The organism is Duganella guangzhouensis (assembly GCF_009674535.1).
Classification (GTDB): domain Bacteria; phylum Pseudomonadota; class Gammaproteobacteria; order Burkholderiales; family Burkholderiaceae_D; genus Rugamonas; species Rugamonas guangzhouensis.
In genome coordinates this window covers 200,753-215,002 of sequence record NZ_WKJK01000012.1, presented here as the reverse complement: position 1 = coordinate 215,002, position 14,250 = coordinate 200,753, and the positions used below count along the sequence as shown (strand labels likewise).

Annotated in this window: 15 protein-coding genes; 9 read left to right on the top strand and 6 right to left on the bottom strand. The window is 62.2% G+C overall.

Features of this window, described 5'->3' with window-relative positions:
• Positions 1-5 precede the first annotated feature (5 nt).
• The 5 genes from accC to GJ699_RS22410 all read right to left on the bottom strand — a co-directional run bounded on the left by accC (position 6) and on the right by GJ699_RS22410 (position 3,737).
• A complete protein-coding gene (gene accC, locus GJ699_RS22430) occupies positions 6-1,385 on the bottom strand; it encodes an acetyl-CoA carboxylase biotin carboxylase subunit (RefSeq protein WP_154380458.1) in 1,380 nt (459 codons plus the stop codon).
• Positions 1,386-1,491: 106 nt separating this feature from the next.
• Positions 1,492-1,959 (bottom strand): acetyl-CoA carboxylase biotin carboxyl carrier protein, encoded by a 468-nt coding sequence (gene accB, locus GJ699_RS22425; RefSeq protein ID WP_154380456.1) that lies wholly within the window; start codon positions 1,957-1,959, stop codon positions 1,492-1,494.
• A gap of 88 nt (positions 1,960-2,047) precedes the next feature.
• On the bottom strand, positions 2,048-2,485 hold the full coding sequence (gene aroQ, locus GJ699_RS22420; protein ID WP_154380454.1) for a type II 3-dehydroquinate dehydratase: 438 nt from the start codon (positions 2,483-2,485) through the stop codon (positions 2,048-2,050).
• An 84-nt stretch (positions 2,486-2,569) separates the two neighbouring features.
• Complete coding sequence (locus GJ699_RS22415; protein WP_154380452.1) at positions 2,570-3,112, bottom strand: TlpA family protein disulfide reductase; 543 nt, start codon at positions 3,110-3,112, stop codon at positions 2,570-2,572.
• The gene (locus GJ699_RS22410; RefSeq protein ID WP_154380450.1) at positions 3,105-3,737 is read right to left on the bottom strand and encodes a hypothetical protein; all 633 of its coding nucleotides are present in this window, start codon (positions 3,735-3,737) and stop codon (positions 3,105-3,107) included. The genes GJ699_RS22415 and GJ699_RS22410 overlap by 8 nt, the downstream gene beginning before the upstream one ends.
• Positions 3,738-3,786: 49 nt before the next feature.
• Between GJ699_RS22410 and mpl the strand changes: the two genes are divergently transcribed.
• The 8 genes from mpl to corA are packed head-to-tail and all read left to right on the top strand — an operon-like array spanning position 3,787 to position 11,849.
• Complete coding sequence (gene mpl / locus GJ699_RS22405; protein ID WP_371867636.1) at positions 3,787-5,181, top strand: UDP-N-acetylmuramate:L-alanyl-gamma-D-glutamyl-meso-diaminopimelate ligase; 1,395 nt, start codon at positions 3,787-3,789, stop codon at positions 5,179-5,181.
• Positions 5,181-5,759 carry a YqiA/YcfP family alpha/beta fold hydrolase gene (locus GJ699_RS22400; protein WP_154380446.1) on the top strand — a complete coding sequence of 193 codons (579 nt, stop codon included), beginning with the start codon at positions 5,181-5,183 and terminating at the stop codon, positions 5,757-5,759. The genes mpl and GJ699_RS22400 overlap by 1 nt, the downstream gene beginning before the upstream one ends.
• On the top strand, positions 5,756-6,358 hold the full coding sequence (locus GJ699_RS22395) for a chorismate--pyruvate lyase family protein (protein WP_154380444.1): 603 nt from the start codon (positions 5,756-5,758) through the stop codon (positions 6,356-6,358). Before GJ699_RS22400 ends, GJ699_RS22395 begins: the two co-directional genes overlap by 4 nt.
• Positions 6,355-8,373 carry an RNB domain-containing ribonuclease gene (locus GJ699_RS22390; protein WP_154380442.1) on the top strand — a complete coding sequence of 673 codons (2,019 nt, stop codon included), beginning with the start codon at positions 6,355-6,357 and terminating at the stop codon, positions 8,371-8,373. The genes GJ699_RS22395 and GJ699_RS22390 overlap by 4 nt, the downstream gene beginning before the upstream one ends.
• A 40-nt stretch (positions 8,374-8,413) precedes the next feature.
• Positions 8,414-9,301: a TonB family protein gene (locus GJ699_RS22385; protein ID WP_371867630.1), complete on the top strand. Its 888-nt coding sequence runs from the start codon at positions 8,414-8,416 to the stop codon at positions 9,299-9,301.
• A gap of 4 nt (positions 9,302-9,305) precedes the next feature.
• Positions 9,306-10,124 carry a shikimate dehydrogenase gene (gene aroE, locus GJ699_RS22380; protein ID WP_154380438.1) on the top strand — a complete coding sequence of 273 codons (819 nt, stop codon included), beginning with the start codon at positions 9,306-9,308 and terminating at the stop codon, positions 10,122-10,124.
• Positions 10,121-10,834: a monofunctional biosynthetic peptidoglycan transglycosylase gene (mtgA, locus tag GJ699_RS22375; RefSeq protein ID WP_154380436.1), complete on the top strand. Its 714-nt coding sequence runs from the start codon at positions 10,121-10,123 to the stop codon at positions 10,832-10,834. Before aroE ends, mtgA begins: the two co-directional genes overlap by 4 nt.
• A 49-nt stretch (positions 10,835-10,883) precedes the next feature.
• Positions 10,884-11,849, top strand: coding sequence for a magnesium/cobalt transporter CorA (gene corA, locus GJ699_RS22370; protein WP_154380434.1), 966 nt, complete (start codon positions 10,884-10,886; stop codon positions 11,847-11,849).
• Positions 11,850-11,867: 18 nt separating this feature from the next.
• On the opposite strand, the gene GJ699_RS22365 is transcribed toward corA, so the two are convergent.
• Complete coding sequence (locus GJ699_RS22365) at positions 11,868-12,371, bottom strand: hypothetical protein (RefSeq protein ID WP_154380432.1); 504 nt, start codon at positions 12,369-12,371, stop codon at positions 11,868-11,870.
• Positions 12,372-12,514: 143 nt separating this feature from the next.
• Between GJ699_RS22365 and GJ699_RS22360 the strand changes: the two genes are divergently transcribed.
• Positions 12,515-14,245 carry an ABC transporter permease gene (locus GJ699_RS22360; RefSeq protein WP_154380430.1) on the top strand — a complete coding sequence of 577 codons (1,731 nt, stop codon included), beginning with the start codon at positions 12,515-12,517 and terminating at the stop codon, positions 14,243-14,245.
• Positions 14,246-14,250 lie beyond the last annotated feature (5 nt).

Below are 14,250 nucleotides of genomic sequence, written 5' to 3'. Positions count from 1 at the left end.
TTGAATTACGCTTTGTTACCCAGACTCAGTTTGTTCAAGTCCGGCATGTCGGCCAGCTTGTGTTCCAGGTAGTGAATATTGGTGCCGCCTTCGATGAAACGGGCGTCGACCATCAGCTCGCGGTGCAGCGGGATGTTGGTCAGAATGCCTTCGACCACCATTTCCGACAGCGCGATCTGCATGCGGCGGATTGCCTGCTCGCGGGTGGCGCCATAGGAAATGACCTTGCCGATCATCGAATCGTAGTGCGGTGGCACATAATAACCCGCATACGAGTGCGAGTCGACGCGCACGCCCGGGCCGCCCGGCACGTGCCAGGCGGTGATGCGGCCTGGCGACGGGGTAAATTTGAACGGGTCTTCGGCGTTGATGCGGCACTCGATGGCGTGGCCGGACAGCATCACGTCACGCTGACGGAAGCGCAGCTTCTCGCCGGCGGCGATGCGGATCTGTTCCTGCACGATGTCGATGCCGGTGATCATCTCGGTGACCGGGTGTTCGACCTGCACGCGGGTGTTCATTTCGATGAAATAGAACTCGCCGTTTTCATACAGGAACTCGAAGGTGCCGGCGCCGCGATAGCCGATCTTGCGGCAGGCTTCAGCACAGCGCTCGCCGACTTTTTCGATCAGCTTGCGTGGGATGCCCGGCGCCGGTGCTTCCTCGATCACCTTCTGGTGGCGGCGCTGCATCGAGCAGTCGCGTTCGCCCAGCCAGACGGCGTTCTTGTGTTCGTCGGCCAGAATCTGGATTTCCACGTGACGCGGATTTTCCAGGAACTTCTCCATATAGACTTCCGGATTGCCGAAGGCCGCACCGGCTTCCGACTTGGTCATCTGCACGGCATTGATCAGCGCCGCTTCGGTATGCACCACGCGCATGCCGCGACCGCCGCCGCCGCCGGCCGCTTTAATAATGACCGGATAACCGACCTTGCGGGCGATTTGCACGATGGCTTTCGGATCGTCCGGCAGCGCGCCTTCCGAGCCCGGCACGCATGGCACGCCGGCCTTGATCATGGCTTGCTTGGCGGTGACCTTGTCGCCCATCAGGCGGATCGAATCGGAACGCGGGCCGATGAAGACGAAGCCGGATTTTTCCACGCGCTCGGCGAAGTCGGCGTTTTCCGAGAGGAAGCCATAGCCGGGGTGGATCGCTTCGGCGTCGGTGACTTCGGCCGCGCTGATGATGGCTGGCATATTCAGGTAGCTCAGCGCCGACGGGGCCGGGCCGATGCAGACCGACTCATCGGCCAACTTCACGTATTTGGCGTCTTTGTCTGCTTCCGAGTGGACCACGACCGTTTTGATGCCCAGTTCGCGGCAGGCGCGCTGGATACGGAGGGCGATTTCGCCGCGGTTGGCAATAAGGATTTTTTCAAACATGATAGGTTCGCTATGTCTGTGAGCGCCGGATGGCTGCGTCAGGTGAGGAGGGATTGCGGACCAGGAAAGGGGCGCCCGTACCGGCGGGGCAGGGCGCCAGCCTTTCTTAGCCGATCACAAACAGCGGTTGGCCGAATTCGACCGGCTGGCCGTTCTCGACCAGGATCTGGGTGATGGTGCCGGTTTTGTCGGCGTCGATTTCGTTCAGCAGTTTCATCGCTTCGATGATGCACAGGGTGTCGCCTTCTTTGACCGACTGGCCGACTTCAACAAACGCCGAGGCGCCTGGAGCGGACGAGCGGTAGAAGGTGCCAACCATCGGCGATTTGACGATGTGGCCGGTAGGCTCGGCGGCAGCGGCTGGCGCTGCGGCGGCTGGGGCGGCGACCGGCGCTGCGGCAGCGGCGGTGCTGTATTGCGGGATGGCTTGCGGCTGCATCATGACCATCTGATTTTGCGGCAGGGCCGACGATTTGACGATGCGGACTTTGCTCTCGCCTTCGGTCACTTCGAGTTCGGCGATGTCCGATTCCGCGACCAAATCAATCAAGGTCTTCAGCTTGCGTAGATCCATGTAACCCCCAGGAATATCGTGTTTTGTCAGTTGAGCGGCGCCGTCTTGTGGACGACTGCCGGGCTAAAATGCGCGCAGATCGCGTAGGTTATCGCTTTTTAAGAACGAAGTCGATGGCAAACCGATATCCTTCGATACCCAGTCCGCAAATCGTGCCTATTGCAATCGCGCTAAGAAATGAGTGGTGGCGAAACGACTCGCGCTGGTAAACATTCGAAATATGCACTTCCACAAACGGAATGGCCACCCCTGCCAGAGCGTCGCGCAAGGCCACGCTGGTATGGGTCAGTCCGCCCGGATTGATGACGATGGCGTCCACGCCCTCCAGACGAGCGGCATGGATGCGGTCGATCAGTGCACCTTCGTGGTTGCTCTGGAAGCAAGACAAGCTCGCACCGGCGGCCTGGGCTTGTGCCACAGCAGCCTGTTCGATGTCGGCCAAAGTGCTTGCGCCGTAGACCTCGGGCTCACGCGTCCCCAGCAAATTCAGGTTGGGTCCGTTGAGCAATAGGAGGTTTTTTGCCATGATTCTTGAGCCTTCTCCGCGAAAGATCCGCATTTTGACGCCAACTGCGGACATTTGGCAAGAGAAAAAAACTTATGAAACTTCTTACAGAGTTGCTAAATCTTTGCGCAGCTCATCGAATTTCAGTTTGCCGAGGTAAGTCTTCTTGACCTGGCCATCGGCGCCGATCAGCACCGTGAAGGGCAGGCCACCCTGGGTATTGCCGAACTGGCGCGACAAATCGGTGCCGCTCATGCCGGCCACCAGCACCGGGTAGGTAATTTTGTATTTGTCGCTAAATTCTGTGATATTTGACGGCGAATCAATACCAATGCCGATAACTTGCAGCTTCTTGCCCTCTTCTCCGGCCGACAGCGTGGACAGCTCCGGCATCTCCTGCACGCATGGCGCGCACCAGGTTGCCCAGAAATTGACCAGCATGGCCTTGCCTTTATATTGCGCCAGCGAGGTGGCCACGCCCTTGGCGTCCGGCAGGGTTTCCTTGAACAGGGCGGCGACCGGACCGGTCACGCCGGCTGGCTGGGCGGTGGTCACGGGGGGCGCGCTCTGGCGCAGGCCGGTGTAGGCGCCGGTGGCGGCAAACAGGATGGCAACGACCGCGTAGGCGGTGAGATGGCGTTTATTCATGATGAGGAGGATGAGTACTGTTAACTAATAGGGCGCGCACGGCGGCCAGGTCGGCCCGGGCCAGTTTGCCGTCGCCACGGGTTTTGACGGCGCCGCGCAAATCGTCCAGTTCATAGATGGCGGCATGCACGCCTTCCTTGTGCCACATGAAGCTGACGGTTTCGACCGCGCCGTAGCGCGGTCCCTTGAAGTGCGGCGTCTCGGAGATGTCGATTTGTATATTCCGGTTCAGTAGGAAGATCTCGACTTCCTTGGCGCTGTCGGCGAACAGCTGCAAATGAATGTCGTCATGGGCGCCGGCGGTGCCGTTGAGGACCGAGCCGGTCAGATAGGGCTGGAATTTCTCCAGCCCTCCCATGATGTCGACCGCCAGCGTGCGCAGCCGGAACAGCCGGGCCGGCTGGCTGTCGGCGTGGAACAGCGACTGGTAAATGCGCACCTCGGCCTCGATCTGCGCATTGTCCGGCAGCAGGTTCAGCGGCGGCTGGGTGTCGCCCAGGATCTGCCGCGCCGCCTTGCGTTTGGCGGTGTTGTAGTCGGCACCATCCTCCGCGATGAGACGCGCGGCGGCCGCCGCAATCTCGGCACGCAGGAGCTGGAGTTCTTCGTTCACATTGGAAGTCATGGACGAGATAATACTCTGAACCGCGAAAAGCGCGGCGCGGTCGGGTAAAATCGCGTATTCACACGTTGTCTTCACTACTATGCATATTCATATCCTCGGTATTTGCGGCACCTTCATGGGCGGTCTGGCCGTGTTGGCCAAAGAAGCGGGTCACCGCGTCACCGGTTGCGACGCCAACGTCTATCCGCCGATGAGCACCCAGCTGGAAGCCCAGGGTATCGAGCTGATTACCGGCTACGGCCCCGAGCAGATCGAACTGAAGCCGGACCTGTACGTGATCGGCAACGTGGTTACGCGCGGCAATCCGCTGATTGAGGAAATCATGAATCGCGGCCTGCCGTATGTATCCGGCCCGCAGTGGATCGGCGACCATATATTAAGAGACAAATGGGTGTTGGCCGTGGCCGGCACGCATGGCAAGACCACCACCACCGCCATGCTGACCTGGATTTTGGAAGACGCCGGCTACGCGCCCGGCTTCCTGATCGGCGGCGTGCCGAAGAACTTCGGCGTCTCGGCCCGCATGCAGGGTGATAAAGACTCGATCTTCTTCGTGATCGAGGCGGACGAGTACGACACCGCCTTCTTCGACAAGCGCAGCAAGTTCGTGCACTACCACGCCAAGACCGCCATCCTGAACAATCTGGAATACGATCACGCCGACATCTTCCCCGATCTGGGCGCGATCGAAACCCAATTCCACCACCTGGTGCGCACCGTGCCCGGCATCGGCCGGGTCATCGTCAATGGCGATGAGGACGCGCTGCAGCGCGTGCTCAAGCGCGGCTGCTGGAGCGAGCAGGAAAGCTTCGGCCGCGCCGACGGCACCGATTGGGCGCTGAACGAATACGATGACGGCACGTTCGACGTGATTTTCAAAGGCGAGCTACAGGGCCGCGTTGAATGGCAGCTGACCGGCAAGCACAACCGCGCCAACGCGCTGGCCGCGATTGCCGCCGCGCGTCACGTCGGCGTGCCGATCGCGCAGGCGGCCAAATCGCTGGCCACCTTCGAGAACGTCAAGCGCCGCATGGAAGTGCGTGGTGTCGTCAATAACATTACCGTGTACGACGACTTCGCCCACCATCCGACCGCGATCGCCACCACCGTCGGCGGCCTGCGCCAGAAGATCGGCCAGAGCGGCCGCATCCTGGCGGTGCTGGAGCCACGCTCCAACACCATGAAGCTGGGCGCGATGAAGGATGCGCTGCCCGGCAGCTTGCACGACGCCGACCTGGTGTTCGGCTACGGCGTTGAGAAATCGCTGGGCTGGAGTGTCGGCGCCGCGCTGGCGCCACTGGGCGAGATCGCCAGCGCCTATGAAGACATCGACGCGCTGGTCGCCGCCATCGCCCAGGCCGCGCAGCCGGGCGACCATATTATTGTGATGAGCAACGGCGGCTTCGGCGGCATCCACGACAAAATCCTGAAAGCACTGGCCTGATGATTCTGTATCTGCATGGCTTCCGTTCCTCGCCGCAGTCGATGAAGGCGCGCGTGGTCGGCGAGCGCATGGCGGCGCTGGGGCTGGCCGATCAGCTGATTTCGCCGCAACTGCCGGCCTCGCCCAAGCTGGCGATGGAGTTGGCGCTGTCGCTGGTGGATTGCATCCCGATCGCCGAGCTGAGCATCATCGGCTCGTCGCTGGGCGGCTTTTACGCCACCTGGCTGGCCGAGCGCATCGGCTGTCGCGCGGTGCTGGTCAATCCGGCCGTGGTGCCGCAGCTGGATCTGGACAAGCACGTTGGCGTCACCACCCAGTTCCACTCCGACGAACCGTTTGAGTTCAAGCGCGAATACATCGCTGAACTGCACACACTGGAAGTGCCACAGATTAGCAAGCCGGAACGTTATTTCCTGCTGGCCGCCACCGGCGACGAAGTGCTGGACTATCGCGACATGGTGGCCCACTACGCCGGCGCGCGTCAGCACGTGATTGAAGGCAGCGACCATGCTGTGTCGGAATTCCCGCAATATGTGGACGAGGTATTGGCATTCTGCGGCGTCGGGGCGCGTTCTTGAGCGCGGCTCGGCGTGGCGCCTCGCTGCGGCAGGCGCAATGGCAGCCGCACGTGCTGGCGCTGAACGCGCCGGCCGGCTACCTGCCGTGGCTGACTGAAGCCGGTTCGCTGACCGCGCGCCTGAAGGCGCATAGCGACAATTTTCGCGTGCAGTGCCTGCACCAGCGCACCGCGCGCTGCCTCAGCGACGAGGCGGCCGTGATCGGTTTGCATCACGCCGGCCGCGTGTGGGAGAGGGAAGTGCTGCTGAGGTGTGATAATACGCCTGCGGTGTTTGCGCACACCGTGGTGCCGACCAGCGCCACGGCGGCGGATTGGCCGCTGTTCAGCGCGCTGGGCGAGCGTTCGCTGGGCAGCACGCTGTTTGGCGATCCGCTGGTGCGGCGCGGTGTTTTGGAATTTGCAAGATTGCGAGAAGGGCATCCCCTGGCGCAGCGCGCACGCGCGGCACTGGTGGAAAGCGGCGCTGCCGCTGTCGATGCCCCCATATTATATGCACGGCGCTGTCTGTATCGGCGCCGGCAAGGTACGCTGCTGGTGACCGAAGTATTTTTGCCCGCCGTACTGGAACTGATTAAAACGAACGACAACCTACGATGAATGTATTTTTTGAAGAGTCCGGCGATTTCAAGGTCGGCACCGTGATGACGCAGGCCGGCGAGGCATATCAGGTCGAAATGGCCAGCGGCAAGCGCACCAAGGTCAAGACCAAGGACGTGCTGCTGCAGTTCGACAAGCCGGCCCCGGCCGAACTGATGGAGCAGGCCAAGGCCATCGCCGCCGAGATCGATCTGGAATTCCTGTGGGAAGTCGCCGGTGAGGAAGAGTTCGGCTTTGCCGAGCTGGGCGCCGAATACTTCGGCCACGCGCCGCAGCCGGCCGAGGCGGCTGGTCTGATCCTGAGCCTGCATTCGTCGCCGATCTATTTCTATAAAAAAGGCCGTGGCCGCTACAAGGCCGCGCCCGAGCAATCGCTGCGCGCGGCCTTGGCCGGCATCGAGAAAAAGAAACAGCAGGCGCTGGTGCAGGCCGGCTATGTCGATCAGTTGAAGGCCAACCAGCTGCCGGAATCGATGCAAAACATCGTGCTGCAACTGCTGTTCAAGCCGGACAAGAATTCGATCGAATACAAGGCGCTGGACGCCGCTTGCACCGAGCTGCACACCAACCCGCAGCGGCTGATGCTGGCGGTGGGTGGCGTGCAGTCGCCGAAGGCGCTGCACATGGCCAAGTTCCTGTTCGAGAACTTCCCGAAAGGCGCCGGCTTCCCGGACGTGCCGGTGCCAAGCGCGTCGGCCAATCTGCCGGTGGCGGACGTCCAGGCGTTCTCGATCGACGACGTCACCACCACCGAAATCGACGACGCGTTCTCGGTCACCAAGCTGGCCGACGGCAACGTCAAGATCGGCATCCACATTGCGGCACCGGGCCTGGGCATCAAGCCGGACGACGCGGTCGACAAGATCGCGCGCGGCCGCATGTCCACCGTCTACATGCCGGGCGATAAGATCACCATGCTGCCGGATAGCATCGTCAACGCCTTCACGCTGGCCGAGGGCAAGACCTGCCCGGCGCTGTCGCTGTACGCCACGCTGAATCCGGCCGACTGGTCGGTGCTGGCCACCGAAACCCGCGCCGAGCTGGTGCCGATCGCTAACAACCTGCGTCACAATGATCTGGACGACCTGGTCAACGAAGAGACGCTGGCCAGCGGCGAGGGCGAGTATCCGCACAAGGAGTCGCTGGGTCTGATCTGGCAATGGGCGCAGGTGCTGGAAGCGGCGCGCATGGTCAAGCGCGAGGGCTTTGGCCTGAAGCCGGAACAGAATAACCGCGTCGATTACAACTTCTACGTTGAAGACGACGTGGTCAGCGTCACCCGCCGCAAGCGCGGCGCGCCGCTGGACAAGATCGTGGCCGAGCTGATGATCTTCGCCAACAGCACCTGGGGCAAGCTGATGCACGACAACGGCGTGCCCGGTATTTATCGCAGCCAGGGTCGCGGTGTCGGTGGCTGGAACGCCAAGATGCAGGTGCGCATGCTGACCCACGCCGCGCCGCACGAAGGCTTGGGCGTCGATCAGTACGCCTGGTCGACCTCGCCGCTACGCCGTTATACCGACCTGGTCAACCAGTGGCAGATTCTGGCTTGCGCCGAGAAGGGCGTGATGGCGCCGCTGGTCGCGCACTTCAAGCACAAGGATGCGGAGCTGTTCGCGATTGTGTCGCAGTTTGACGCGGCTTACTCGGCCTATGCGGATCACCAGGCCAATATGGAACGCTACTGGTGCTTGCGCTGGCTGGGCCAGGAGAATGCGCGCCAGGTTGAGGCGGTGGTGCTGAAGGATGAAGTGCTGCGCCTGACCGATATTCCGCTGATTATCCGTCTGCCGGGCATGCCGTCGGTGGCGCGTGGTGCCCAGGTCAAGCTGGATATTCTGCGCTGGGACGAGGTCGATCTGACCATCGAAGCGCGGGTGCTGGAAATCCCGACCGACGCTGTGGCCGCCGAGGTTGATTTCGACGAGGAAGAAGTCGAGGACGCGCCGGAGCAAGCGGTCGACGCGCCGGAAGTGGCGGTCGAGGCCGCAGCCGAGCAGCCAGCGGCGGAATGACGTGTAAAATCAGCCTCATCTTTTTCAGACCGGCCACTGCGTGAAGTCTTTCCAGGAAAATCGCTTGCTGTACCTCGCCCTCGGCGTTTCGCTGGCGGCGCATGCCGCCATGCTGGCGGTGCGCTTTGTGGCGCCGACGCCGGCGCCGCTGCAGCCGACCGATCCTGGGCTGGAAGTGATCCTGGTCAACGCCAAGCACAACCGCGCGCCGCTGAAGGCCGACGCCGTGGCCCAGGTCAACCTGGACGGCGGCGGCAATGTCGACCAGGGCCGCTCCAAGTCGCCGATGCCGGACATGCGCAAGACCGAGATGGGCGACAGCGTCAAAGCCACCAAGCGCCGCATCCAGGAACTGGAGGAGCGCCAGAAAAACCTGCTGACGCAAGTGCACTCGCGCTCCGAGCTGACGGCGCCGCCGATCACCGAGCAGAACAAGCCAGACCCGACGCCAACCGGCGCCGACCTGCTGGAATCAAGCAAGGCGATCGCGCGCCGCGTGGCCGAGATCAGCGAAACCATCGAGGACCAGAACAAGCGGCCGAAGAAAACCATGATCACGCCAAGCACGCGCGAGGCCGGTTATGCCGCGTATTACAAGACCATGCAGAAGCGCATCGAGGATTTCGGCACGCTGAACTTCCCCAACGCGAACGGGCGCAAGCTGTATGGCCAGCTGATGCTGTCGATCCCGGTGTTCCAGGACGGCACCATTTACGACAAAGAGGGCGGCATCAAGGTTGAGCGCAGCTCCGGCAATCCGGCGCTGGACGAAGCCGCGATGCGCATCGTGCGCCGCTCGGCGCCGTTCGGCAAGTTCCCGCCGAATATGCTGTCCAACGACAGGGATGATCTGTGGGTGATCATCACCACGTTTAAATTTACCCGCGACGACAAACTAGAAGCCGATCTGAGCGGCGGAGGACGATAACAATATGGACCGCTACTGCGTGTTCGGCAACCCGATTGCCCATAGCAAATCACCAGAAATCCACGCCGCCTACGCGGTGCAGACCGGGCAGGACATCAGCTATGAGCGCCGGCTGGCGCCGCTGGACGACTTTGCCGGCGCGGTGCGTGCCTTCATCGCCGAGGGCGGCAAGGGCGCCAACGTCACCGTGCCGTTCAAGCTGGAAGCGGTCAAGCTGGCGCAGGCGTTGACGATACGCGCGCGCGCCGCCGGCGCGGTCAACACGCTGGTGTTCAGCGACGACGGCATCATCGGCGACAACACCGATGGCGCCGGGCTGGTGGCCGACATCGTGCAGAACGCCGGTGTCGCCATCACCGGCAAGCGCGTGCTGCTGCTGGGCGCCGGCGGCGCGGTGCGCGGCGTGGTGTTGCCGATCCTGGAACACCGTCCGGCGAAGCTGGTGATCGCCAACCGCACCGTGGCCAAGGCTGAGGAATTGGTCGAACAGTTCGCCGCGCTGGGCGGTGAGGGCGTGGTGTCGGCCTGCGGCTTTGCCGAGATTGAAGGCCAGTACGACATCATCATCAACGGCACCGCCGCCAGCCTGAGCGCCGAAGTGCCGCCGATCGCGCCGACGGTATTCGCGCCCGGCGCTTTGGCGCTGGACATGATGTATGGCGCGGCGCCCACCGTATTCTTGCAGTTCGCCGCCCAGCATGGCGCACAGTTGCGCGACGGCTTAGGTATGCTGGTCGAACAGGCCGCCGAAGCGTTCAACCTGTGGCGCGGCGTGACGCCGGCCACGGCTGACGTGCTGTCCTCGCTGCGCGCCAAGCTATGAGCAAAGCCGCCGGCAAGTCGGGCAAATGGCGCTGGGTGAAGTGGATCTTCATCATCCCGCTGCTGCTGTTTGTGGTGGTGCAGCTGTACTTCCTGCTGCAGATCTGGTGGTGGGTCGACCACAATCCCGAGATGACCAGCTTCATGCGCGAGCAGCAATCGGCGCTGCGCGAGAAAAATCCGAATGCCAACATCCAGCAGCTGTGGGTGCCGTACAACCGCATCTCCAACAACCTGAAGCGCGCGGTGATCGCCTCCGAGGACGCCAACTTCTCCGAGCATGACGGCGTCGACTGGCAAGCCATGCAGAAGGCGTGGGAAAAGAACACCAAGAAGCACAAGGTGGTCTCGGGCGGCTCCACCATCACCCAGCAGCTGGCCAAGAACTTGTTCCTGTCCGGCTCGCGCAATTATTTGCGCAAGGGCCAGGAACTGATCATCACCTACATGCTGGAAACGCTGATGGAGAAAGAGCGCATCTTCGAGATCTACCTGAACGTGGTGGAATTCGGCACCGGCACCTTTGGCGCCGAAGCGGCGGCGCGCCATTATTACGGCACCAGCGCGGCCAAGCTGAACGCCGCCCAGGCGGCGCGGCTGGCGGTCATGCTGCCCAATCCGCGCTACTTCGACAAACACCGCGACTCCAACTACCTGGCGCGCCGCACCGGGGTGATTTTGCGCCGCATGGGTTCGGCGGATCTACCTTAAACCAGGCTTTGCGGGTACACTTGCGCTGTTTCCAAAGGCGCGTGACTCCATGATTAATGTTTTCGTTCTCCAGAATGGCCGGCTCAACCAGGTGCCCATCGACACGCGCGGCGATCTGGAGAAGGTCGAACCGGTCTGGGTCGATCTGACCGATCCGACGGACGACGAACGCAGCTGGGTTAAAGCCATTTACGGCGTCACGCTGCCGGGCGAAGACGAGGTCAAGGATATCGAAGCGTCGGCCCGCTATTACGAGGCTGAAAACGGCGATCTGCACCTGCGCACCGACTTTCTGCTGGAAGAGGAAGATGGCCCGTCGCGCATCGTTACCGTGGCTTTCATCCTGGCGCGCAAGATGCTGTTCTCGGTGCATACCGATGATCTGCCGGTGTTCCGCCTGGTGCGCATGCGCGCCCGTTCGCGTCCTGGTTCGATCGCCGATTACATGGACGTGCTGCTGGACCTGTACGCCACCGACGCCGAATATTCGGCCGATGCGCTGGAAGGCATCTACCAGAACCTGGAAGAAGTCAGCGGCCGCGTGCTGCAGAAGGAATTCACCGATCAGGACGCGGCCGCCGCGCTGAACGCCATCGCCCACGAGGAAGACTTGAACGGCCGTATCCGCCGCAACATGATGGATACGCGGCGCGCGGTCAGCTTCCTGATGCGCGGCCGTCTGCTCAATTCCGAGCAGTTCGAGGAAGCGCGCCAGATTCTGCGCGATATCGAATCGCTGGACGGCCACACGTCCTTCCTGTTCGACAAGATCAACTTCCTGATGGACGCCACCGTCGGTTTCATCAACATTAACCAGAATAAGATCATCAAGATCTTCTCGGTGGCCAGCGTGGCCTTCCTGCCGCCGACGCTGATCGCGTCGATCTACGGCATGAACTTCAAGTGGCTGCCGGAACTGGAGTGGGATCTGGGCTACCCGCTGGCGCTGGGGCTGATGCTGGCCAGTGCGATCGCGCCCTTCCTGTACTTCCGCCACCGCGGCTGGCTCAAGTAAATCAAGTAATTCAAGCCATCACACCGGCTGCGGGCTGAATTCCAGCGTCAGGGTGCTGTAGTAGGGCGCCGCCTGCCATTGCTGATGCAGCGCCAGCGCGCGGTCGTATAGCGCGCTTTTAAGATCCAGCGCCAGCTGGCCAAAATCGAAGGGTGGCTTGTCGCGCGCGCTGCAGGCTGCGGCGGCGCCGGCCACGAAGGCGGCCTCGTCGAAGGCGCCGCTCCACAGCTGCGCCTGCAAGCCTGCGACGATGGCCTCGGCCTGTACCGCTTCCACCGCCACATGCGGGTTGTTCTGATCGTGCACTTGCTCCATCACGTGCTGGACTTCGGCGCCGCGCGCCAGCAGGCTGAGGAAGCCGTGCCGCAGCGGCAGCACTGATTCCACCACGTAATGCACCAGATCGTGCGGCAGAATGCCTTGACGCGGCATCAGGGCATCGCTGCAACTGCCGTTGTTGCGCACGAAGCGCAACACGTCATACTTGTCGTTGAGGGATCGTTTTTCCGCTATCAGTTTCATGGTTGATAATTATATATTAAATAACTTTCACGCTCGTAATATATTTGAAGTAATAATCCATTAGAATGGCGCGGGCTGTGTGGCACAGCTCCCTCCCTTGGTCTCCACGCGACCCCTCCTGTCGCTTTGAGAAAGAAATAACAATGAATAAGAAACGGCAATTTTTCCCCCGCCAGGTGGTGGAAGCCGGCGGTAACCGCTGGGATTGGGCGCTGCTGCCCATCGTGCTGGCGGTGTTCGTGCTGATGGCCTATGGCAGCCAGCAGATGGTGCGGCCATATGAAGTGGGCCAACCGCTGGCGCTGTCGCTCGACCCGAGCAACCTGCCGTATTATTTGCTGCGTACCACGCTGCGCATGTTCATTGCGCTGGGCGCGTCGATGGTGTTCAGCTGCGTGTTCGCGGCGCTCACCACCAAGTACCGGGTGGCGGAAAAAGTGCTGGTGCCGCTGCTCGACATTCTGCAATCGATCCCTATCCTGAGTTTCCTGTCGATCACCGTGACCGCCTTCATCGCGCTATTTCCCGGCAATCTGCTGGGGGTGGAGTGCGCGGCGATCTTTGCCATCTTTACCTCGCAAGCCTGGAATATGGCGTTCTCCGCCTACCAGGGCTTCCGCACCGTGCCGGCCGAACTGTCGGAAGCGGCGCATGTGTTCCAGCTGTCCGGCTGGCAGCGCTTCTGGCGTTTGCAACTGCCGTTCGCCATGCCCGGCCTGCTGTGGAATATGATGATGTCGATGTCCGGCGGCTGGTTCTTCGTGGTGGCCTCGGAAGCGATTTCGGTCTCGAACCAGAATATCAAGTTGCCGGGCATGGGTTCCTACATCGCGCTGGCGATCGAGCAGAGCAACCTGAGCGCGATCTGCTGGGCCATCTTTGCGATGTTGATCGCGGTGCTGGCCTACGACCAGCTGTTCTTCCGCCCGCTGCTGGCCTGGGCCGACAAGTTCCGCTTCGAGGAAACCGGCGGCGACACCGCACAATCGTCGTGGTTGCTGACCTGGCTGCGCCGCACCGAGCGCACCCAGCAGATAGTCGAGTGGTTCGGTCATCAGTTGTCGCGCTCGATCGCGGTGTTCCGGCTGTCGCACGACGGCACCTCGATCCGCGCCCGCAAGGACCAGCCGTCGCTGGTGCCGCAGCGGGTGTGGGATGCGGTGATCGCGGCGGTGGTGTTTTATGCGCTGTGGAGCCTGGTGCATTTCATCCGGACCGAAGTCGGCTGGGGCGAGGTGGGCCATGTGGTGATGCTGGGTGTGTACACCATGCTGCGGGTGGTGGTGCTGCTGGCGCTGGCGGCCATGGTGTGGGTGCCGGTCGGGATCTGGATCGGCATGAATCCGCGCTGGGCCTCGCGCACCCAGGCGGTGGCGCAGTTCCTGGCGGCGTTCCCGGCCAATATGGTGTTCCCGGTGGCGGTGATCATCATCGTGCGCTACCACCTGAACCCGGACATCTGGCTGTCGCCGCTGATGATCCTGGGCACCCAGTGGTATTTGCTGTTTAACGTGATCGCCGGCGCCTCGACCATCCCGACCGAGCTGCGCCACGCGGCCAAGAATTTCGGCCTGAGCGGCTGGCTGAAGTGGCGCCGCTACCTGTTGCCGGCCATCTTCCCCAGCTTTGTCACCGGCGCCATTACCGCGTCGGGCGGCTCGTGGAACGCCGCCATCGTGTCCGAGCTGGTCAGCTGGGGGCCGACCACGCTGAAGGCGCACGGCATCGGCAGCTACATCGCCGAAATGACCGCGACCGGCGATTTCCCGCGCATCGCCCTGGGCACCGGCATCATGTGCATCTTCGTCATGGGCTTCAACCATTTCGTCTGGCGCCGTTTGTACACCATGGCCGAAAGCCGGCTGCATTTCTAGGAACA